This window comes from Mucilaginibacter sp. HD30 (assembly GCF_054061755.1).
In genome coordinates this window covers 2,317,977-2,338,588 of the sequence record NZ_JBSSEO010000001.1, presented here as the reverse complement: position 1 = coordinate 2,338,588, position 20,612 = coordinate 2,317,977, and the positions used below count along the sequence as shown (strand labels likewise).

At 41.2% G+C, this 20,612-nt stretch carries 15 protein-coding genes and 1 tRNA gene; 14 read left to right on the top strand and 2 right to left on the bottom strand.

What is annotated here, in order from left to right; genetic code table 11:
- Positions 1 to 142: 142 nt before the first annotated feature.
- The gene (locus tag ACVW2L_RS11195) at positions 143 to 3,268 is read right to left on the bottom strand and encodes a protein O-mannosyl-transferase family (protein ID WP_457128051.1); all 3,126 of its coding nucleotides are present in this window, start codon (positions 3,266 to 3,268) and stop codon (positions 143 to 145) included.
- A gap of 211 nt (positions 3,269 to 3,479) precedes the next feature.
- Here ACVW2L_RS11195 and ACVW2L_RS11190 point away from each other — a divergent pair.
- The 7 genes from ACVW2L_RS11190 to ACVW2L_RS11160 all read left to right on the top strand — a co-directional run bounded on the left by ACVW2L_RS11190 (position 3,480) and on the right by ACVW2L_RS11160 (position 11,073).
- Positions 3,480 to 3,550: transfer RNA gene (locus ACVW2L_RS11190), tRNA-Gln, on the top strand.
- 137 nt (positions 3,551 to 3,687) lie between these two features.
- Positions 3,688 to 4,629 carry a ribose-phosphate pyrophosphokinase gene (locus ACVW2L_RS11185; RefSeq protein ID WP_457128050.1) on the top strand — a complete coding sequence of 314 codons (942 nt, stop codon included), beginning with the start codon at positions 3,688 to 3,690 and terminating at the stop codon, positions 4,627 to 4,629.
- Between the two features lie 127 nt (positions 4,630 to 4,756).
- Entirely contained in the window at positions 4,757 to 5,341 is a 585-nt protein-coding gene (locus ACVW2L_RS11180) for a 50S ribosomal protein L25/general stress protein Ctc (protein WP_457128049.1), read from the top strand.
- A gap of 150 nt (positions 5,342 to 5,491) precedes the next feature.
- Entirely contained in the window at positions 5,492 to 6,052 is a 561-nt protein-coding gene (gene pth / locus ACVW2L_RS11175; RefSeq protein WP_457128048.1) for an aminoacyl-tRNA hydrolase, read from the top strand.
- Positions 6,053 to 6,159: 107 nt separating this feature from the next.
- The gene (locus ACVW2L_RS11170; RefSeq protein ID WP_457128047.1) at positions 6,160 to 8,553 is read left to right on the top strand and encodes a TonB-dependent receptor domain-containing protein; all 2,394 of its coding nucleotides are present in this window, start codon (positions 6,160 to 6,162) and stop codon (positions 8,551 to 8,553) included.
- 51 nt (positions 8,554 to 8,604) lie between these two features.
- Complete coding sequence (locus ACVW2L_RS11165) at positions 8,605 to 8,952, top strand: Spx/MgsR family RNA polymerase-binding regulatory protein (RefSeq protein WP_457128046.1); 348 nt, start codon at positions 8,605 to 8,607, stop codon at positions 8,950 to 8,952.
- 108 nt (positions 8,953 to 9,060) lie between these two features.
- Positions 9,061 to 11,073: a M1 family metallopeptidase gene (locus tag ACVW2L_RS11160; protein WP_457128045.1), complete on the top strand. Its 2,013-nt coding sequence runs from the start codon at positions 9,061 to 9,063 to the stop codon at positions 11,071 to 11,073.
- Between the two features lie 55 nt (positions 11,074 to 11,128).
- Here the strand turns inward: ACVW2L_RS11160 and ACVW2L_RS11155 are convergent, their stop codons facing one another.
- Positions 11,129 to 11,956: a hypothetical protein gene (locus ACVW2L_RS11155; RefSeq protein WP_457128044.1), complete on the bottom strand. Its 828-nt coding sequence runs from the start codon at positions 11,954 to 11,956 to the stop codon at positions 11,129 to 11,131.
- Between the two features lie 167 nt (positions 11,957 to 12,123).
- Between ACVW2L_RS11155 and ACVW2L_RS11150 the strand changes: the two genes are divergently transcribed.
- The 7 genes from ACVW2L_RS11150 (at position 12,124) to ACVW2L_RS11120 (ending at position 20,581) form a co-directional block, all read left to right on the top strand.
- On the top strand, positions 12,124 to 12,948 hold the full coding sequence (locus ACVW2L_RS11150; RefSeq protein ID WP_457128043.1) for an ATP-binding protein: 825 nt from the start codon (positions 12,124 to 12,126) through the stop codon (positions 12,946 to 12,948).
- Positions 12,949 to 13,752: 804 nt separating this feature from the next.
- Positions 13,753 to 15,459 (top strand): dihydroxy-acid dehydratase, encoded by a 1,707-nt coding sequence (gene ilvD / locus ACVW2L_RS11145; RefSeq protein WP_457128042.1) that lies wholly within the window; start codon positions 13,753 to 13,755, stop codon positions 15,457 to 15,459.
- 102 nt (positions 15,460 to 15,561) lie between these two features.
- Complete coding sequence (gene ilvB / locus ACVW2L_RS11140) at positions 15,562 to 17,298, top strand: biosynthetic-type acetolactate synthase large subunit (RefSeq protein ID WP_457128041.1); 1,737 nt, start codon at positions 15,562 to 15,564, stop codon at positions 17,296 to 17,298.
- Between the two features lie 148 nt (positions 17,299 to 17,446).
- Complete coding sequence (ilvN, locus tag ACVW2L_RS11135; RefSeq protein ID WP_457128040.1) at positions 17,447 to 18,055, top strand: acetolactate synthase small subunit; 609 nt, start codon at positions 17,447 to 17,449, stop codon at positions 18,053 to 18,055.
- A 4-nt stretch (positions 18,056 to 18,059) separates the two neighbouring features.
- Positions 18,060 to 18,578 (top strand): DinB family protein, encoded by a 519-nt coding sequence (locus tag ACVW2L_RS11130; protein ID WP_457128039.1) that lies wholly within the window; start codon positions 18,060 to 18,062, stop codon positions 18,576 to 18,578.
- 56 nt (positions 18,579 to 18,634) lie between these two features.
- Positions 18,635 to 19,693, top strand: a complete 1,059-nt coding sequence (gene ilvC, locus ACVW2L_RS11125; protein WP_294795782.1) for a ketol-acid reductoisomerase — start codon at positions 18,635 to 18,637, stop codon at positions 19,691 to 19,693.
- A 96-nt stretch (positions 19,694 to 19,789) separates the two neighbouring features.
- Entirely contained in the window at positions 19,790 to 20,581 is a 792-nt protein-coding gene (locus tag ACVW2L_RS11120; protein WP_457128038.1) for a class I SAM-dependent methyltransferase, read from the top strand.
- Positions 20,582 to 20,612 lie beyond the last annotated feature (31 nt).

Sequence of the window (20,612 nt, the reverse complement as noted above, 5' to 3'; positions counted from 1 at the left end):
CTAAATCTCCCCCGGTAGGGGAGGCTTTTTTAACAATTTTAAAAAATGAAAAAGCGAAGTGACCCAATGGCACTTCGCTTCTTTTAAATAACAAGCTTTTTAAAGTCTCCCCTACCGGGGGAGATTTAGAGGGGGCCGGGGCTTACATTCCTAAACCAAACTTGGCCGAGAAATCTTTAACCTGCGCGGCGTATTTGGCGCTCAAACCGGTTTTATTACCTGTTTTGGCAACACCTACCATGCCGTTAAGCAATGATAGACCTAATTGGATATCATTATTGTCAAGCCCGGTTTTGCCAGCCTTAAACAAGCCATAATTAAAGTTTAACGAGTTAACAAGATAATTATCTATCAGGGTAAGCAATTTATCGCCGGTTGCGGTTTCGCCTAATTTATAAGCGGCATCAGCCAAATAGAATTTCCTAATAGCGGCTTCCTGCACAGGTATAGTGTTGGGTAGCTCATTCATATATTTATTCAAAGCCAGTTTCGCTTCGGCTGTTTTTCCTTCTTTCATCTTACTTTCTATCAGACTAAGATAAACACGACTTATAAGCGGATAAAACATAGTTAACGATTCATGATCCAAATATTTAGCTTCTTTCAACTTACCCCATTTAAATTTGTTCATCACGTTATCATACATAGCCGTTGGATTAACATTTTCCGAAGCATTGGCAGATGTATCAGGTTTTAGAGGCATTAATCGCGAGGCAAAACCTTCGTTATATAGATACTTGTCTAAACCCATCATAACACTGCTTGGCGCAGTTACAGTAAAGTAAATAGGGCGTTTCCAGTTATTATGCACCAGTATATCCATCAGCGCAAGGTTATCCTTTGCCACATAATTACCGGGGTAGTTAAATGTCATGGTGTCAGTCAAACGGTTCTGCATGTCTGCAGATACGGTATTGTTTTTCAATACATCGGCCTTGTTTACCGTAATTTTTAAATTCTTGGTAGGCAAATAATTGGTTTCATCGCCGTTTTGATATTGGAGTTTGGTTTCTTTTCTGTCTGACAGCATAAAGTCAAACACTTCCTTCAATTCAACAGCACCCGCAATCTTTTCATCGTTATAATAAAGCACATCGCGCACACCGCTTTTAAACTGTTCGTTAGACATGGTAAGCGGTAACGGAGCCGAATCGTTCATCTTCTCTTTCATTTGCCTGATGTACCAATCAGTACCCAAAAGGCTCAGGTTAACAATACGCACATCAGGGCGTACGTTTTCAACTTCTTGTATGTACCAAAGCGGATAAGTGTCATTATCGCCATAAGTAAACAAAATTGCATTTGGCGCACACGAGTTAAGATAATTATAAGCCATATCGTGCGGGGTAAGTTTAGTTGAGCGATCATGGTCGTCCCACTCCTGGTTGGCCATTAATATTGGGCCAACAGCCAAACATACCACAGTAGCCAGTATGGCGGCATTCTTTGTAGCTGCTTTTTTGCTCACCAGTTCAACTATCGCGGGTACTGCCAAACCTATCCATATGGCAAAGGCGTAAAACGAGCCCGCGTAAGCATAATCACGTTCACGTGGCTGTAAAGGATCCTGGTTAAGGTATAATAAAATAGCAAAACCTGTAAAGAAGAAAAGTACACCCACAACTCCCGCATCGCGCTGTTTTCTTTTAAAGTGATAATATGCGCCTAACAAACCTAAAATAAGAGGCAAAAAGAAAAGGCGGTTGTAAGACTTGCTTTCTGTAACCGAGTAGGGGAGTTCTTTGCTAAAGTTCCATCCGCTTATCCAATCGCCGTCAATACCACCCTGTTGCCCATCCATTTCGTTGGTGCGGCCCACAAAATTCCATAAAAAGTAGCGGGTATACATTTGGTTAACCTGCCAGGTAAGAAAAAAGCCCAGGTTGGTTGCAAATGTTGGCTGCTGACCTTCGGCTAATTGCGACCAGCTGCGGTAAAACTCTGGGTGCCCGGCCTTGTCGCTAAACATGCGCGGAAAAATTGTATTCCGGTCATATTCGGTCCTTAATTTTTTACCTGCAACTTCGTATTTGGTTAAGCCGCGTCTGTAAAGATTAGCGCCCTCTGTTTGATCGGTTGGTTTTGAGTCGAAAAACTGGCCGTACATTAATGGTGTATCGCCGTACTGGTCGCGGTTAAGGTAGCCGTTTAATGCAAAGGCGTCCTGCGGATCGCTATTGTTTAAGTTAGTGCCAGCCTTGGCTCTTATAACAATCATTACAAAAGAGCTGTAACCAAAAAGGATAAAGGCTGTGCAAATTAAAAACGTGTTAAGCGCAAAACGCTTTTCGCGAATTTTAACAATGTATTCTAACAAAGCAACAATAGCAAGCGCAACAATAAAGCCTACTATACCCGCGCTTATGGTAAGCGCTAATATGAAGCATACTGCAGTAACTATAATAGCAATGGTTGATGGTTTTACCGTATAATAAATACCTGCCACAATGGTACCTGTAACCAACAGGAAGAACACTACTGCACCACTACCGAAGCCCATGCCCAGTGTGTTTACAAAAAGCAGATCAGAAAAGGCTGCACCTTTAACTGTAAACTGTATAATACCCCATAAAACGGTACCTACTATTACTACACCCAACAGGAATGACCATACCACGCCACTTGCTGTAATGTTTTTTGACCTGCGGAAGTATATAACCAGCGCTATGGCCGGTATAACAAGCAAGTTTAGTAAGTGGATGCCTATAGAAAGGCCCATTACGTAGGCTATAAATATTATCCATTTATCAGAACCAGGCTCGTCAGCATGAGCATCCCACTTTAAAATGGCCCAAAAAACTATGGCAGTACACAATGATGATAAGGCATAAACCTCAGACTCAACTGCCGAGAACCAGAAAGTATCAGAAAAAGTGTAAGCTAAAGCCCCTACTAAACCGGCGCCTATAATGGTAATAACGTTAACAAGTGTAATCTCTTCGCCCTTTTTTACCAATATTTTTTTAACCAGCGCTGTTATGGTCCAAAAAAGGAACAGAATTGTAGCAGCACTTGCCAGCCCTGAGCCCATGTTGGTCCAATAGGCAACTTTTGTATTATCGCCTAAAGACAGAAGGGAAAAAACCTTACCTATCATGGTAAAAAGCGGCGCGCCGGGTTGGTGGGCAACTTCTAAGCGATAGATACAGGCAATAAATTCGCCGCAATCCCAAAAGCTGGTTGATGGCTCTAACGTTAAAGTGTAGGTTATGGCAGCTATGGTAAAGGCCAGCCAGCCAAAAATATTGTTGATCTTATTATAATTCATTGCAGAAATTTACAATTGATGACGATTTAATGAGCCGAAAATAGTAAAACTATTAGGATGTATTAAAACAAAGGACAGTAATTTAACACAATTTAACGCAATTGGCAGCGTTCAAGCGCTTTATATACTTTTTTGAATTTTGATTTTGATTTGGAAAATTTCGTCTTATATTTGCATTCCTTTTCAGAGCGTATGTTTTGAAGGTGGAGATTGCCTGATAGTATAATGGTAGTACGACGGTTTTTGGTACCGTTTGTCTAGGTTCGAATCCTGGTCGGGCAACAATTCAATTTCGGATTTCGAATTTTAATTTCGGATTTAGGTCTGATAACTAAAAAAAGGAATCCGAAATTGTTTTTTTATAGCACAGCCATAAAATAAATTCGAAATCGAAATTTCGATATTCGAAATAAATAAAAATGCCACAGCAATCCAATCCGGTTAAATTGTTTTCAGGTTCAGGCTCAATAGCTTTGGCCGAAAAAATTGCTGATGCTTATGGCCGCGATCTTGGCGATTATTCACTATCGCGCTTTAGCGATGGCGAGTTTCAGCCTCACTTTAACGAGTCTGTACGAGGAAGTGACGTTTTTTTGATCCAGTCTACACACCAACCTACCGATAATTTAATGGAGTTACTAATGATGGTAGATGCCGCTCGTCGTGCATCGGCTCATTACGTAAACGCTGTTATACCTTATTTCGGGCTGGCTCGTCAGGACAGAAAAGATCAGCCACGCGTAGCCATTGGCGCAAAGCTGGTTGCTAATTTATTGGTTGCTGCGGGTATTAACCGCATTATGACCATGGACCTGCATGCTGCGCAGATACAGGGATTTTTTGATGTACCGGTAGATCACCTGGATGCATCAATAATATTTGTGCCTTACATTAAGAGTCTTGGGCTGCAGCATTTAACCATCGCATCGCCAGATATGGGCGGCTCATACCGTGCCCGCAGCTTCGCGAAGTTTTTTAATGCCGAGGTAGTAATATGTGATAAGCGCCGTAAGCGTGCTAATGAGATAGAATCAATGACCCTGATAGGTGATGTTGTAGATCAGGACATTGTTTTGATAGATGATATTTGCGATACCGCGCGCACCTTGGCTAAAGCTGCTGCTTTGATTATGGAACGCGGTGCACGCAGTGTAAGGGCAGTTTGTACGCACCCGGTTTTATCCGGCGATGCTTACGAAACTGTAGAAAATTCAGCTTTAACAGAATTAATAGTAACAGATACTATCCCGTTAAAGCGCCAGAGTGATAAAATAAGAGTACTGTCAACTGCCGATCTGTTTGCCAAAGCTATCATTAACGTGAATGAGCATGGTTCAATAAGTCAGCTGTTTCAGGTATAGGGTTTAGGGTCCATGGTCAATAGTCCATGGTCAATAGCAACTGTTCTTTGATAATAATTAATATTCTATGGTCAATGGTCTATCGACTATGGACTTTTTAAAACAAATAAATTAAAACAAATAAAAAATGAAATCAATTGCTATTAGCGGTTCTCCAAGAGAGAACGTAGGGAAACGCGACGCTAAGGAACTGCGTTATGACGGCAAAGTGCCTGCAGTACTTTATGGTGGGGCTACTCAAACCCACTTTGCAGTGTCCGCAGCTGATTTGAAACCCGTAGTTTATACTCCGGATGTTCATTTCATCGACATTGAGGTTGCTGGTGTTGTATCACAAGCTGTTATTCAGGATATCCAGTTCCATCCGTTAACTGAGAAGATTTTACACGTTGACTTTTTGGCTTTAGATCCAAACAAACCTATCGCCATAGAAATTCCTGTTAAATTAACCGGTACTTCTCCGGGTGTTAAAATGGGTGGTAAATTAGTTCAAAAACTAAGAAAATTGCGCATTAAAGGCTTGCCTAAGGATCATTTAGACACAATTGACGTTAGCATTGAAGGTTTAGAAGTTGGTAAATCTGTACGTGTAGGCGAGATTAAATTGCCTAACCTTATAATTACCAATGCAGCCGAAGATACTATCGTATCTGTAACCACTTCACGTGCGTTGCGTCAGGCTGAGCAGGAAGCTGCTTCAGGCAAAAAATAATTGAGGATTCCACTGATTTTTTAGTGATTTCACCGATTGAAAAAGCGACAAGTTTTATACTTGTCGCTTTTGTTTTTTTAAGAAGTTATATATTCGCAGCAGGAGTGCAACCGGTGAAATCACATTTTAATCGGTGTCATCAATTATAAAATGAAATATCTGATAGTGGGATTAGGAAACATCGGGCCCGAGTACGCCGATACACGGCATAACATAGGTTTTATGATACTGGATGAACTGGCTAAACGCGAGGGTGCCAAATTCAGCCATATGCGCCTTGCTTACTATACCGAAGTATCGCACAAAGGCCGTATGTTATGCCTTATAAAGCCTACTACTTACATGAACTTAAGTGGTAAGGCGCTTAACCATTGGATGAAGGACCTCAAAATCCCGATAGAGAATGTACTGGTTTTGGTTGATGATCTGGCCCTGCCTTTAGGCACGCTTCGCCTTAAACCTCAGGGCAGTGCAGCGGGGCACAACGGCCTTAAACATATAGAAGAAACTTTGGGTAATAACAAATACGCGCGCCTGCGTTTTGGTATCAGCGATAACTATCCCAAAGGCCGCCAGGTTGATTATGTATTAAGCGGATTTGACGATGATGAATTGCCGGAGTTACCTGCTTTAATTGACAGATCCATCGAAATGATAAACAGTTTCGCTACTATTGGGACGGAACTCACCATGACTAAGTTTAACAAATAGCTCAGTATTAGTTAAATGATGTTAAACAGCGTTAAATAACTGTTAAATCTTCTTTTTTATGTAACGGTTTGGGCAACTTTGAGTCTTATACCCGAACATATTACGCTATGAAAAAAATTATACTGATTCTTATCACCCTGTGCTTTTCTATTTCCTTATCCGCACAAACCGTTCCTAACTTAATTACTGTTAAAGGCATTGCCATTGATTCAGTCACTAACAAGCCGCTTGACTTTGTTACAACTGCTTTGCAAGATCCGCAAACAAAGGCGCCGGTTAAAAGCATGCTTACCAAAGAAGACGGCAGTTTTGAACTTTCTGCACCTGCCGGCAAAAGCTATCAACTTGTTTTAGCATTTGTTGGGTATGGAACAAAAATTATCAATATCACTAAAACCGATGGCGATACAGATGCGGGCAAAATACTATTATCTGTCACCACCAGCACATTAAACGAAGTATCTATTACAAGTGTTAAACCTTTAGTAAAGCGCGAGGTTGACCGCATTGCTTACAACGTACAGTCTGATCCTGAAAGCAAAGCCATAACAGCGCTGGATATGATGCGTAAAGTGCCTATGCTATCTGTTGATGCCAACGATAATATTAAGCTGCGCGGAAGTGGCAGTTATAAAATATTGATCAATAATAAAGAATCTGCGCTGATGGCGCGTAATCCGTCTGATATACTGAAGGCCATGCCAGCCAGTAATATTTTACGAATAGAAGTTATTACAACGCCTCCTGCCAAGTACGATGCGGAAGGGTTGGCTGGTATAATTAACATTATCACCAAAAAAGATGCGGCTCAGGGATATAATGGCTCGGTTAATACCGGTTACAATACTGTTTGGGGTTATCGTGCCAATTTAAACCTTACTGTAAAGCAGGGCAAATTTGGTTACAACGGCTACGTTGGCTTTAACAAGCGCAGGGCGCAAACATCACCGTTTGAAAATGGTAGCACCTTTTATGAAAAAGGTACAGAAAAAATTATCGGAACATTAAGTCAAAACGGTACCCGCACCAACAGCAACCGTAACGTTTATACCGGCAACGAGCTGAGTTTTGAATTGGATACCCTTAATTTATTTACCGGTACATTTAACCTGTATGATGGCGGCAATAATAGCGGCAATATGCAGAGCACAATTGAGTATGATAAAAACCAAATACTTAAAAGCAACTACAGTACGCAGAACGATGGTACAAGTAGCTGGAAAGGTGTTGATGCAGGTGTAAACTATCAGCATGGTTTTAAGCGTAATAAAGAGCAGTTGTTAACGCTGTCTTATAAATACAGTAATTCGCCCAGCGAGCAGCAGAGTTACATTACATCAAACGGTGGCTTGGGTAGCAGACCCAATTATATGCAGTATAATAGTAACGGCACCAAAGAATATACTACTCAGGTAGACTACGTGCACCCGATGAAGGCTTTAACAATTGAAGGTGGCGGTAAAATGATATTGCGCAACAGTTTCAGCAACAGTACAGCTAATATTACACAGGCGGCTAATAACTTTCTTTATCACCAGGATGTATATGGCGTATATAACACCTATTTGCTAAAATATACTAAGTGGTCTTTAAAAGGTGGGTTGCGTTTTGAGCGCACAAACGTAAACACCGAAGGAGGCTCGGTAAATCAGGCTTACAATAATTTGGTGCCGTCATTTTCTGCGCAAAGAGTATTAGATAGTGTAAGCAGTCTTACTTTTGGCTTTACGCAACGCATTCAGCGCCCAAGTATCTACCAGCTTAATCCTTTTATTGATACGTCAAACCCGCAATATTTGTCTGGAGGTAACCCTGATCTGCGCCCGGCAGTTAATAACAATTTCGAGCTGGCTTATTCAAAAACAGGTAAAGGCTCGCTCAACATCACCGCGAGCTATTCTTTCGCCAATAATACAATAGAAAACGTAGCAACTGTTAATCCTAACACAACTATAACTACAACAACGTTCTCTAACGTAGGGCAAAACCGCAGATTGGGCATAAATACCGACTTTAATTATCCTATAACCAAAAAATTGAACATTAATATTAATGCACAATTATTCCGTGTATGGTTGAGAGGTACATACAACGGCGACTTTTATTCTAACAGCGGTTATCAAGGATACATTTTTACATACACCAGTTATAAATTTGACAACGGGTTACGCATTGGTACCAACTTAGGATTTGATAGCCGCTACGTTATGCTGCAAGGCACGGACAACTACTGGATAGACTACTCGTTTAGCGCTCAGAAAGAATTTTTTAAGGGTAAATTAAACGTTTCGCTTTCTGCAAATGATCCATTTAAGAAATTTATCAAACTTGATTTCTCTACCAGAACGCCTGATTTTCATAACTATAATATTAACTACAACTTTTATCGCACATTCAACTTTGGCTTAAACTACAAATTTGGAGGCTTAAATGGTTCTATTAAAAAGAACCAGCGAGGCATTAGTAATGATGATACAAGCAGCGGTAGCAAATCTCAATAATGTTTTTTAGCTACAGGTATATATTGCGGCTATTATAGTAAATTTGCAGGTATGAAAGTTTATGGGATACCCAATTGCGATACGGTGAAAAAAGCATTGAATTGGTTTAAGGCCAATAATGTGATGTATGAGTTTTACGATTTTAGAAAATTGGGACTTACAACACAAAAGCTGGAGGAGTGGGACGAGAAAGCAGGTTACGAGAAGTTTTTAAACAAGCAATCAACTACCTGGAAAGAACTGGATGACCATGTGAAAGATAGTATAAAAGCCAGTGCCGACGCCTTACAATTGCTTCAACAAAAAACAAGCATCATAAAAAGGCCGGTTATTGAAGATGGCGATTTTCTCCATTTTGGCTTTGACGAAAAGGTTTATACCGAACATTTTAAGGCATAATTTAAAAACCATGCAATGAAAGACACCAAAACGGTGTCTTTTTTATTTAAAGGCGAATATTATGCGCCATAATTTTTAATTTAGAGCTTTTAATAAAAATATTAACTGATGAGATTGAAACTAATTGCCGGGTTAAGCCTGGTTGTGTTTGGCGTTACTACCGCCATTGCGCAGCGCCCAACGCTGCAAGCTCCTGATCCGAATGCTCCACCAACTAAGTATGATTATCACGAGACATTCGGCCCCAATTTTTATACAAAGAACGGAAACGAGTATCGTGCGGCTACCGGCGAACCCGGCCCTAAATACTGGCAAAACCGCGCCGATTATCAATTAGACGTAAAGCTTGATGAAGAGAAGAACGAGATAAGCGGCAGTGTAATACTTGCCTATACCAACAACAGTCCGCAAAAGCTTGATTTTATTTGGATGCAGCTTGATCAGAACCTGTTTAAACAGGAATCAAGAGGTACAGCGATAGTTGCGCTTCAAAATGGCGTTCCTGTGAGCCGCAACTGGGGCAGGGGACAGGCATTTGATGCCGGCTATAAGATCAAATCTGTTAAAATGTTAAGCGGCGCTAAAGATGAAAAGGCCGTTGATGTTAAGTATTTGATAGATGATACCCGCATGCAGGTGTTTTTGCCAACCGGTGTTGCACCATCAGGTGGCAAGCTTAAGCTTAAAATAGAATACTCTTTCGTATCTCCGGAATATGGATCAGACCGCATGGGCGTAATGAACACTAAAAACGGGAAGATATTTAATGTAGCGCAATGGTACCCACGTATGTGTGTATTTGACGAAGTAATGGGTTGGAACACCCTGCCATACAGTGGCCCGGGTGAATTTTACCTGGAGTACGGCAGTTTTAATATTAACATTACTGCACCAGCCAAAGTTATTGTGGTTTGCTCCGGTCAACTGCAAAACCCTGCTGAGGTTTGGACCGCTGAGCAAATAAAACGCTGGGCGCTGGCAGAAAAAAGCGACAAAACTGTTATCATCCGCTCGGCTGAAGAAGTTACAAGTGCAGCATCTCGTCCGGCCGGCAAAGCAATGCTTACCTGGAAATATAAGATTGAGAACGCACGCGACGTAGCCTGGGGTGCATCAGCATCATTTATAATTGATGCAGCAAAAATGAACATGCCAAGCGGCAAACAGGGTATGGCCATATCAGCGTATCCGGTTGAAAGTGATGGCGTTGGCGCCTGGGGGCGTTCAACCGAGTATGTAAAAAAATCAATTGAATATAATTCAGCCAAATGGTTTGAATTTCCGTATCCTAATGCTACAGCAGTTGCAGGTAATGTAGGCGGTATGGAATATCCCGGTATTGTTTTTTGCAGTGCACGGTCTGCGGGCAGATCTTTATGGAGCGTTCACGATCATGAATTTGGCCACACCTGGTTCCCGATGATTGTTGGCTCTAACGAGCGCATGTACGGCTGGATGGACGAAGGTTTTAATACTTTTATTAACACCCTATCTACCGCCAGCTTTAATAACGGCGAATACAAGCCGGCTGCTGCGGTGGATTTTGAGCGCACCTCGCAAACTTATACCCGTCCGGGTTTAGAACCTATGATGAGCCAGCCAGCCAACCTTAAAGAACCAAATACCGGTACACTATTATACAGCAAGCCGGGCGCCGGACTTACATTATTGCGTGAGCAGATACTGGGCCCTGAGCGCTTTGACTACGCCTTTAAAACCTATATTAAACGCTGGGCATTTAAACACCCTACGCCTGATGACTTTTTCCGCACCATGGAAAATGCCGCGGGCGAAAACCTGCAATGGTTTTGGAGGGGATGGTTTGTTAATAACTGGCGACTTGATGTTGGCGTGCGCGAAGTGAAGTATATTGACAACAGCCCTGCTAAAGGCGCGCTGATAACCATTGATAACCTGGAGAAAATGGCTATGCCGGTTGTTTTAGATATAAAAACTAAAAGCGGCAAAACCGACAGGGTTAAACTACCTGTGGAGATATGGGAACGTAATACCAGTTGGCAGTTCAGGTACCCATCAACAGAAGAAATTGAATCGGTAACTTATAACCCCGACAAACAACTGCCCGATTTTAATGCGGCAAACAACGTTTGGAAGAAATAAAATTAAACAACCCCTGAAATAGTTCAGGGGTTGTTTTTTATACACTCTTGCCACCTCACTCTCTCAGATGCTTGGACCTTGACCGGTAGACATAGAGTAAATTCTCCAATTGATCCATTTCTATGTCAAATGAATCAATGATGATGGCTACCTGTCCGTGGGGACATTCATAATTGAAATACGTTACCACGCTTTTTCCTTCACGTTTTCTTTCAACTACATCATTTGTTATAAAATGCCATTCATAAAATGGAGCTTTAGCGGTTTGAATTCCGTTGTTATCAATTATAATTTGTGGTTTATTGTTTCTTATCTTCAAGTAACCTGTAACCGATACATATCCCCCTATTATAAGAAAAATTAAGCTAGACGCTACGTTTTCAGATAGCAAGAAATAGATTGACGCGCAAATTATAAGACAACCAATAATGCACCGATTTACGGATTTGTCTTGCGAGTAATGTACTATTGTTTTCAACGGCACAACATCATTTTCAATGAAAATATCATCCCTGTCAAATTTGGCGGTTAACTCCTGCCATTTTTGGCGTTGATTTTTAGTTCGTATTTCGGTTTTCTCAAAGAAATTGCCGTCCGGCCATATGAGTTTTTTCCTTATAGCTCGTTCTTTTAACTCGTGTACATTTCGTACATTTTCAAACGCCCACAACCTCCAGTGTGTAATAGAAATACTCCAATATAGCCATGCTAAACCGATGGCCAATGCAGCTGTAACACCTATGGCCCAACCAGATAGCCAATTGTTGGTTAATATTATAATGCCTAAGGCCAAAAGGCCATACATTATTGCAAGCACAGGTAAGTTTACTATTCGCTGTCCTTTTTTTATAGCGTCGTCAACAGAGACAGTTTCTTGGATCATGGTATATAAGGATTAGTTAATCAATTATAAAAAAAAATATTTTCAGAACGTTGATGACCTAATTTTTTAGATAGTTAATCTTAGTGAGTAACAAGCACGTTCACAATTGCAATAATCCCCTCTAAATTTTACCTTCGCAATTATAATCCTCAATAAAAACCTCTATTATGAAACATCTTTCAAAAATTTGCTTGTCAGCATTGTTAGCAGCAGCAACTTCGGCGGCAGTAGCACAGCATAAAGTAGACAAAATATGGGAAACTGAACCTTTGTTAAAAGTGCCTGAGTCGGCTTTATTTACTAAAAACGGCATTTATGTTTCAATTATTGACGGCCAGCCATGGGAAGCTGATGGTAAAGGCGGCATAGGCAAAGTTGGTAAAGACGGTAAGATAATCAGTCTGGATTGGATAACAGGTTTAAGCGCTCCAAAAGGAATGGCTATTGTGGGCGATCTGCTTTATGTTGCCGATATTAAGGATGTGGTAGCTATCAGCATCAGTAAAGGAAAAATAGACCACAAAATTACAGTTGCTGATGCAGGTGGATTTAATGATGTTTCGGCTGATAAAAATGGCGTAGTTTGGGTAAGCGATTCGCAAAAAGGACAGATCTATAAAGTTGAGGGTAAAACAGCAACTTTATTTATGGATAACATACGCGGTATTAACGGCATTAAGGCAATTGATGACAAGCTTTATGTATTAAACGGAAAAGAAATGTTTGTTACCGATGCTTCAAAAGCAAAGACTACAATAGTAGCGCTGGAAAAAGGCGGAGATGGCATAGAGCCGGTTGGTAACGGCGATTATATTGCTACTGCTTGGGCAGGTTATATGTATTATATAAATACAGCTAAAGGCACTAAAGATCTATTGCTGGATACACATGAAAAGGCAAACACCGCCGATATAGGTTTTGACCCGGCTACTAAAACTATCTATGTGCCTACATTTTCTGGCAACTCAATAGCTGCTTATAAGTTGAATTAGTATTTCATATTTATATAGAAAAAATGCCTGGTGTTGCCAGGCATTTTTGGTTTCAAGAATTAGTTTAAGATAATTGATGATTGTAAATAGAATTTGCCAAAGATTCCAATATAGCTGTAGGTATAACCTTGCCATATTTTTTCATCAACCGTAGTGCCTCCGGATTGCGAATAAGTACTGAATATAAAATAGTTTTCTCTGCGGATAGTTTCATGAGAAGATCGATTGGAATCTTTCTTTTTGAGGTACTCAGTAAAACTCTGCGTGCTTGGATTAGTACAGGCTAGAATTATCGAAATCAATACAAGGACTATGGCTATTCCATAAAGTATCTTCTTCATTTAGTAAAGTTATTTTGTTTGATTGTATTTCCAACCTTGTGTTAAGTACTTAATACAACAAGGGTGGCTCAGAGCCGGGTGAGCCACGCTGAGCCCTGTGAGCCATCCCACAAATTCAATGCACAATTCGCTGCGAAAAAGCCTGCCCACTTCCAACTAAAAACTGCCAACTTTTTCGCCCGCCAAGCCAAATTTAGGCAGAATTCCGGCTACTTGTTATGCATGCATAAAAATCATACTGAATACCGTTTTGAACTTTGGTATAGTATGATACAAATTATATTCTTATAACATGTGTTTTTTAAGAATTTATAAATTGTTTTGTTCGTTATTTTGAAATAATATTAGTATTTTAAATTTATATTTCTGGCTATTGCCAGTTTATAAGGCTATCTCTATCTTACAGAAACAGAATTTAAGGGTTTTATACCCCAAGCCTAAAGCGAATAAAATTTTAATAAGAATGAGTTTATCTAACATCAGTAACGGAGTGGAATTGAATAAGTATAGCAAAACCTTTACCCAGGATCCAACACAACCTGCGGCTCAGGCTATGCTTTACGGCATTGGTTTAACTGATGAAGATATGCAAAAAGCCCAGGTTGGCGTTGCCAGTATGGGTTATGATGGTAACACTTGTAACATGCACCTTAACGATCTGGCTAAGATAGTTAAACAAGGTATTTGGGCCGAAGATCTGGTTGGATTGATCTTCCATACAATAGGTGTTAGCGACGGCATGAGCAACGGTACCGAAGGTATGCGCTACTCGTTGGTTAGTCGTGATGTTATTGCAGATTCAATTGAAGCTGTTACGGGCGCCCAATATTATGATGGCTTAATTACCCTGCCGGGCTGTGATAAAAACATGCCGGGTTCTATTATGGCTATGGGGCGTTTAAATCGTCCATCTATAATGGTATACGGTGGTACAATAAAACCGGGTCATTGGAAAGGCGAGGACCTTAACATTGTATCAGCATTTGAGGCTTTAGGTAAAAAGATAGCCGGCCAGATCACTCCCGAAGACTTTATAGGTGTAATTAAAAACGCTTGCCCCAGCGCGGGTGCCTGCGGTGGTGTTTATACCGCTAATACCATGGCTGCTGCTATTGAGGCTTTAGGTATGAGCTTGCCTTATTCATCAAGCAACCCTGCTTTGAGCGAAGAGAAGAAAGCAGAGTGCTTAGCGGCAGGTAAAGCCATTAAAATACTTTTAGAGAAAGACATTAAGCCAAGTGACATAATGACCCGCGAAGCATTTGAAAATGCTATGGTGATAATTATGGTATTAGGTGGAAGTACCAATGCGGTATTGCACATGATAGCCATGGCAAAAAGCATTGGTGTTAAGTTAACGCAGGATGATTTTCAGACAGTAAGTAACCGGATACCGGTACTGGCAGATATGAAGCCAAGCGGTAAATACATGATGGAGGATCTGCATAATGTAGGCGGTGTACCTGCTGTAATGAAATATTGCCTTGCACAAGGTTGGTTGCATGGTGATTGCCTTACCGTTACCGGCAAAACCATTGCAGAGAACCTTGCAGAGGTGCCTGAGCTATCATTTGATGCACAAAAAATTATATGGCCGGTTGAAGCGCCTGTTAAGGCTACCGGTCACCTACAAATACTTTATGGCAATATCGCCATAGGTGGGAGCGTAGCCAAAATAAGCGGTAAAGAGGGAACTCATTTTGAAGGGCCCGCCCGTGTATTTGATGGTGAGTTTGAATTAATTGCAGGCATATCAAGCGGCCGAGTCAAAAAAGGTGATGTGGTGGTTATCCGCAACGTTGGCCCTAAGGGCGCGCCGGGTATGCCAGAGATGCTTAAGCCAACATCAGCCATATTTGGCGCAGGTTTAGGCAGCTCGGTAGCATTGATCACCGACGGCAGATTTAGCGGCGGAACACATGGGTTTGTGGTGGGCCACATCACCCCAGAGGCATATGACGGTGGGGAGATAGGTTTAATAAAAGACGAGGATAAGATTATAATTGACGCAACAACCAATCAGATCAATGTGATACTATCTGACGAAGAAATGGCCGCCCGTAAAGCTGCATGGCAGCAACCGGAACTAAAAGTGAGCAAAGGCTTGCTTTACAGATATGCCAAAACCGTAAAATCAGCAGCAGAAGGTTGCGTTACGGATGAGTTTTAATTGAGGTAAAAGGTTAAAGCTGAAAGGTAAAAGACTTTAATAAATTGATAGGAAAACAAATTCGAAATTGAACATTCGATATTCGAAATAAAAAATAGAGGTATGGAAGTTGCACAACAGGAAATACTAAACAAACCGGCTAAAGAGACTGTAAACATTACAGGATCGGCAGCGGTATTAGAAGCATTAATAGCAGAGGGAGTTGATACCATTTTTGGTTATCCGGGCGGGGCAATTATGCCTATTTACGATGCTTTATATGATTATAACGAAAAGCTGAACCACATTTTGGTTCGCCACGAGCAAGGTGGTATACACGCCGGCCAGGGTTATGCGCGTACATCAGGCAAAGTGGGTGTGGTATTTGCTACCAGCGGACCCGGTGCTACTAACCTGGTAACCGGTTTAGCCGATGCGCAGATAGACAGCACGCCTTTAGTATGCGTAACCGGTCAGGTTTTTGCGCATTTATTGGGTACCGATGCGTTTCAGGAAACAGATGTAATTAACATCACTACCCCGGTAACCAAATGGAACTACCAGGTAACTGATGCTACAGAGATCCCCGAAATAATGGCCAAAGCTTTTTACATAGCAAGAAGCGGCAGACCCGGCCCGGTATTGATAGATATTACCAAGAATGCTCAGATCCAACTTTTTGATTACGAAGGTTACACGCCATGTCACCACATCCGCAGTTACAGGCCAAAGCCAATAGTGCGGTCGCAATATGTAGAGCAGGCAGCGGCATTGATCAACCAGGCTAAAAAGCCATTTATTTTATTTGGTCAAGGTGTTATTTTAGGTAGCGCCGAGCAGGAGTTTAAAGTTTTTGTTGAAAAAAGCGGGATCCCCGCTGCATGGACAGTGTTGGGCGCAGGTGCTATACCAACTTCACATCCGCTTAATGTAGGCATGTTGGGTATGCACGGCAATTATGGCCCTAACGTTTTAACCAACGAGTGCGATGTTTTGATCGCTATCGGGATGCGTTTTGACGACCGTGTTACCGGCCGTTTAGATAAATATGCTAAACAAGCACAGGTAATTCACCTGGATATTGACCCTGCCGAGATTGACAAAAACGTAAAAGCAACCGTGCCTGTTTGGGGCGATTGTAAGGAAACCTTGCCAATGCTTACTGCTTTGGTTGAGGAGAAACAACATACTGAATGGGTGAATCTGTTTAATGACTACACCAGGAAGGAAGTTGAGGCCGTTATCCATAAAGAATTGAACCCTGCAGAAGGTGAGATGACAATGGGCGAGGTGATAAAACAATTAAATGATCTTACCCATGGCGAAGCGATTATAGTAACTGATGTGGGCCAGCACCAAATGGTTGCCTGCCGTTACGCTCAGCTTAATAAAACGCGTAGCAATGTTACAAGCGGTGGTTTAGGTACTATGGGTTTTGCACTACCTGCTGCTATTGGTGCCAAATATGGCGCGCTGGATCGTACGGTAGTTGCTATTACAGGAGATGGCGGTTTCCAGATGACTTGCCAGGAATTAGGTACCATAATGCAAAGCGGTGTTGATGTTAAGATCATTATCCTTAATAACCATTTTCTGGGTATGGTGCGGCAATGGCAGGAGTTGTTTAACTCGCGTCGTTATTCATTTGTAGACATTGAAAGCCCTGATTTTGTTGCCCTGGCTGCAGCTTACCGGATCCCGGGTAAAAGCATAACAGAGCGCGAAGATCTGCAAGGTGCCTTAAAAGAAATGTTAACCACAAAGGGTTCATTCCTGTTAGAGGTTAATGTTTTGAAAGAGAACAACGTGTTCCCGATGGTACCACAGGGATGCAGTGTAAGTGAGATAAGACTTAAGTAAAGTAGAATGTGGTTGATTAGGTTGATTAAGTGAGTAGTTAACCTAACCATCCTAAGATTGAAAGTAAATTAAGAGTATTAGTGAGGGTAAATTTGACGAAATAACTTAATCAACCCAATCAACCACTCACCATTTAACTAAAGAAACAATGAGCGATCATCAGGATATAGAACAGAAAGAGTTTAATATTACCATCTATACAGAAAATCAGGTAGGGTTATTAAACCGTATTGCTATCATATTTACGCGCCGTAAGATCAATATAGACAGCTTAAACACTTCGCCATCTGAAGTGGAGAGCATACACCGCTTTAATATAGTTATTACCGAGTCTGAAGAAGTGGTGCGTAAACTTACCCGCCAGATAGAAAAGCAGGTAGAGGTATTAAAAGTTTATTATAACACTAACGAAGATATTATCTGGCAGGAACTGGCACTTTACAAAGTGTCTACCGATGTAATTGCCGAAAAGGTAAGTGTTGAGCGTTTGCTGCGCGAAAATGGCGCACGTGCGGTAGTTATCCGTAAGGACTATACTGTGTTTGAAACAACAGGCCATCGCGAAGAAACTGATAACCTGATAAGCATATTACAGCCTTATGGCTTAATAGAGTTTGTACGCAGCGCAAGAGTAGCCATCATTAAAAATAGCGAGGGCTTTAACACCAAGCTGCGTGAATTTGAAAGAATGGAACCGGGCGAAGATGCAGTGGAGAATGAATATTTGAACAAAGGGCAGAAAGTATTTACCATGTAATGCAATGGAGTTTTTACTTGAAATAGCAAAACATACCCGCTTAAACTTCATCAAACTGATGGATGGTTTAACCATTGACCAGTTGAATGTTATACCGCATGGTTACAACAACAACATAGCGTGGAACTTTGCGCACATTGTGGCAGCTCAGCAAACCCTCTGCTATATACGGGGCCATGTTGATGCGCGTATACCTTTAGATATGATTAGTAAGTATCAAAGAGGCACCAGCCCGCAAGGATTAATTAGTAAAGAGGAGCTTGACTTTTATAAAGAGCATGCCTTTACACTACTTGATGAGGTAAAGGCTGATGTTGATGCGGAACTATTTGGTAACTATGAGGAAATAACAACCATGTTTGGCGTAACGCTAAGCAACGTTAAAGATGCCATAGCTTACTTTGTGACGCACGACAATTTGCACTATGGTTATGCTTTGGCTTTACGCAGAGCAGTTTTAGCAGAGAGTAATGCTAAACAGAATGAAACAACGGAATTAGAAAACACAATTAATAATAATTAAACCAAAATCAGTGAGGTCACAATAAGATCAGTGAAATCACAATAAAAACAAAAACAATGGCAAAATTAAATTTCGGTGGTACTGAAGAAAATGTAGTAACCCGCGAGGAGTTTCCTTTGGCAAAAGCACAGGACATCCTTAAAAACGAAACCGTAGCAGTTATTGGTTATGGTGTTCAAGGTCCTGGCCAAGCGCTAAACCAAAAAGACAATGGCATTAACGTAATTGTTGGCCAACGTAAAAATTCAAAAACATGGGATAAAGCCATTGCTGATGGTTTTGTACCTGGAGAAACCCTTTTTGAAATTGAAGAAGCTTTAGAAAGAGGAACTATAATTTGCTACTTGTTGAGCGATGCTGCTCAAATAGCTTTGTGGCCAACTGTAAAAAAACACTTAACCCCGGGTAAAGCATTATACTTCTCTCATGGTTTTGGCATCACTTTTAACGAGCAAACAGGTATTATTCCTCCTGCTGATGTTGACGTGTTTTTGGTTGCTCCAAAAGGATCTGGTACTTCATTGCGCCGTATGTTCTTGCAGGGCCGTGGCTTAAACTCAAGCTACGCTATCTTCCAGGATGCTACTGGCAACGCTTTTGACCGTGTTATAGCTTTAGGTATTGCTGTAGGTAGCGGTTATTTATTCGAAACTAACTTCAAGAAAGAAGTATATAGCGATTTGACCGGCGAGCGTGGTACACTAATGGGTTGTATCCAGGGTATCTTCGCTGCTCAGTACGAAGTATTACGCAGCAATGGCCACTCACCGTCTGAGTCATTCAACGAAACTGTTGAAGAGTTAACTCAATCATTAATGCCATTGGTTGCAGAAAATGGTATGGACTGGATGTATGCTAATTGCTCGACTACTGCTCAACGTGGTGCTTTAGATTGGTGGAAAAAATTCCGTGACGCTACTAAGCCTGTATTTGAAGACCTGTACAAAAGTGTTGCAACAGGTGTTGAATCGCAACGTTCAATTGATTCTAACAGCAAAGATGATTACCGCGTAAAATTAGATGCTGAATTAGCAGAGCTACGCGAAAGCGAATTGTGGCAAGCAGGTAAAACAGTACGTAGCTTACGCCCTGAAAACCAAGCTGTAGAAGCATAAATTTTTAGTAGCAAGTATTTAGTAGCAAGTATCAAGACACTTGTTGCTGAATACTTGCTACTTGCTACTTGATACTGAAAATAAGGACTCGTTATTATGCAAACAGTTAATAAAGACATCAAACGAGATCCGGACACGAATAAGATCTTCGACGCGCGTAATCTGGATAATGATTACGCAACGTTGAAGAGCCTGTTAAAACCGGGCATGCAGGTTTTAGATGTTGGATGCGGAACAGGCGCAATATCAAAAGACATAGCAAAAAAGGTAGGGCCGCAAGGGCATGTTACCGCGATTGACAATACGGAGCATTTTATTATCAGCGGAAAAGAAACTTATAGGGAAGTTGAAAACCTGGAATTGATCCATACTGATCTGTTTGAGTTTGATACCGATAAAAAGTTTGATCTGATAGTAACAGCCAGAACCTTGCAGTGGTTAAGTAACCCCGTACAAGCGCTGGCTAAAATGAAAAGCATGCTTAAGCCCGGCGGATGGTTATCTGTTTTAGATTACAACCATACGGCGATAGAATGGCAGCCTGAACCGCCGGCAAGTATGTTGGTATTTTACGCCGCATTTTTAAGGTGGCGCAACGATGCCGGAATGAACAACCGCGTAGCTGATGATGCTGCCGGATATTTTGATGAATTAGGCATTAAAGGCGTTGAGGTATTTGATGCTGCCGCAACTTATAAAAAAGGCGAAAGCGATTTTGCAAGTAAAATAGGAATATGGTCAAAAGTGGCCCAATCAACTCAAATGGTTGATGAGGGCTATATTACCAACCAGGAGCGGTTAAAGGCTATTGAAGATTACGATAATTGGATAGCAACTGATGCCGAGCTAATGGTAATGAAATTAAAAGAGACAAGAGGCCAGGTTTAAACGCCTGTTAATAATATTAAGGACAATAGAG

Bases quoted from the DNA above. Each gene is read 5' to 3' on its own strand.
- ACVW2L_RS11195 (WP_457128051.1), bottom strand. From the start codon at position 3,268: ATGAATTATAATAAGATCAACAATATTTTTGGCTGGCTGGCCTTTACC.
- ACVW2L_RS11185 (WP_457128050.1), top strand. From the start codon at position 3,688: ATGCCACAGCAATCCAATCCGGTTAAATTGTTTTCAGGTTCAGGCTCA.
- ACVW2L_RS11180 (WP_457128049.1), top strand. From the start codon at position 4,757: ATGAAATCAATTGCTATTAGCGGTTCTCCAAGAGAGAACGTAGGGAAA.
- pth (WP_457128048.1), top strand. From the start codon at position 5,492: ATGAAATATCTGATAGTGGGATTAGGAAACATCGGGCCCGAGTACGCC.
- ACVW2L_RS11170 (WP_457128047.1), top strand. From the start codon at position 6,160: ATGAAAAAAATTATACTGATTCTTATCACCCTGTGCTTTTCTATTTCC.
- ACVW2L_RS11165 (WP_457128046.1), top strand. From the start codon at position 8,605: ATGAAAGTTTATGGGATACCCAATTGCGATACGGTGAAAAAAGCATTG.
- ACVW2L_RS11160 (WP_457128045.1), top strand. From the start codon at position 9,061: ATGAGATTGAAACTAATTGCCGGGTTAAGCCTGGTTGTGTTTGGCGTT.
- ACVW2L_RS11155 (WP_457128044.1), bottom strand. From the start codon at position 11,956: ATGATCCAAGAAACTGTCTCTGTTGACGACGCTATAAAAAAAGGACAG.
- ACVW2L_RS11150 (WP_457128043.1), top strand. From the start codon at position 12,124: ATGAAACATCTTTCAAAAATTTGCTTGTCAGCATTGTTAGCAGCAGCA.
- ilvD (WP_457128042.1), top strand. From the start codon at position 13,753: ATGAGTTTATCTAACATCAGTAACGGAGTGGAATTGAATAAGTATAGC.
- ilvB (WP_457128041.1), top strand. From the start codon at position 15,562: ATGGAAGTTGCACAACAGGAAATACTAAACAAACCGGCTAAAGAGACT.
- ilvN (WP_457128040.1), top strand. From the start codon at position 17,447: ATGAGCGATCATCAGGATATAGAACAGAAAGAGTTTAATATTACCATC.
- ACVW2L_RS11130 (WP_457128039.1), top strand. From the start codon at position 18,060: ATGGAGTTTTTACTTGAAATAGCAAAACATACCCGCTTAAACTTCATC.
- ilvC (WP_294795782.1), top strand. From the start codon at position 18,635: ATGGCAAAATTAAATTTCGGTGGTACTGAAGAAAATGTAGTAACCCGC.
- ACVW2L_RS11120 (WP_457128038.1), top strand. From the start codon at position 19,790: ATGCAAACAGTTAATAAAGACATCAAACGAGATCCGGACACGAATAAG.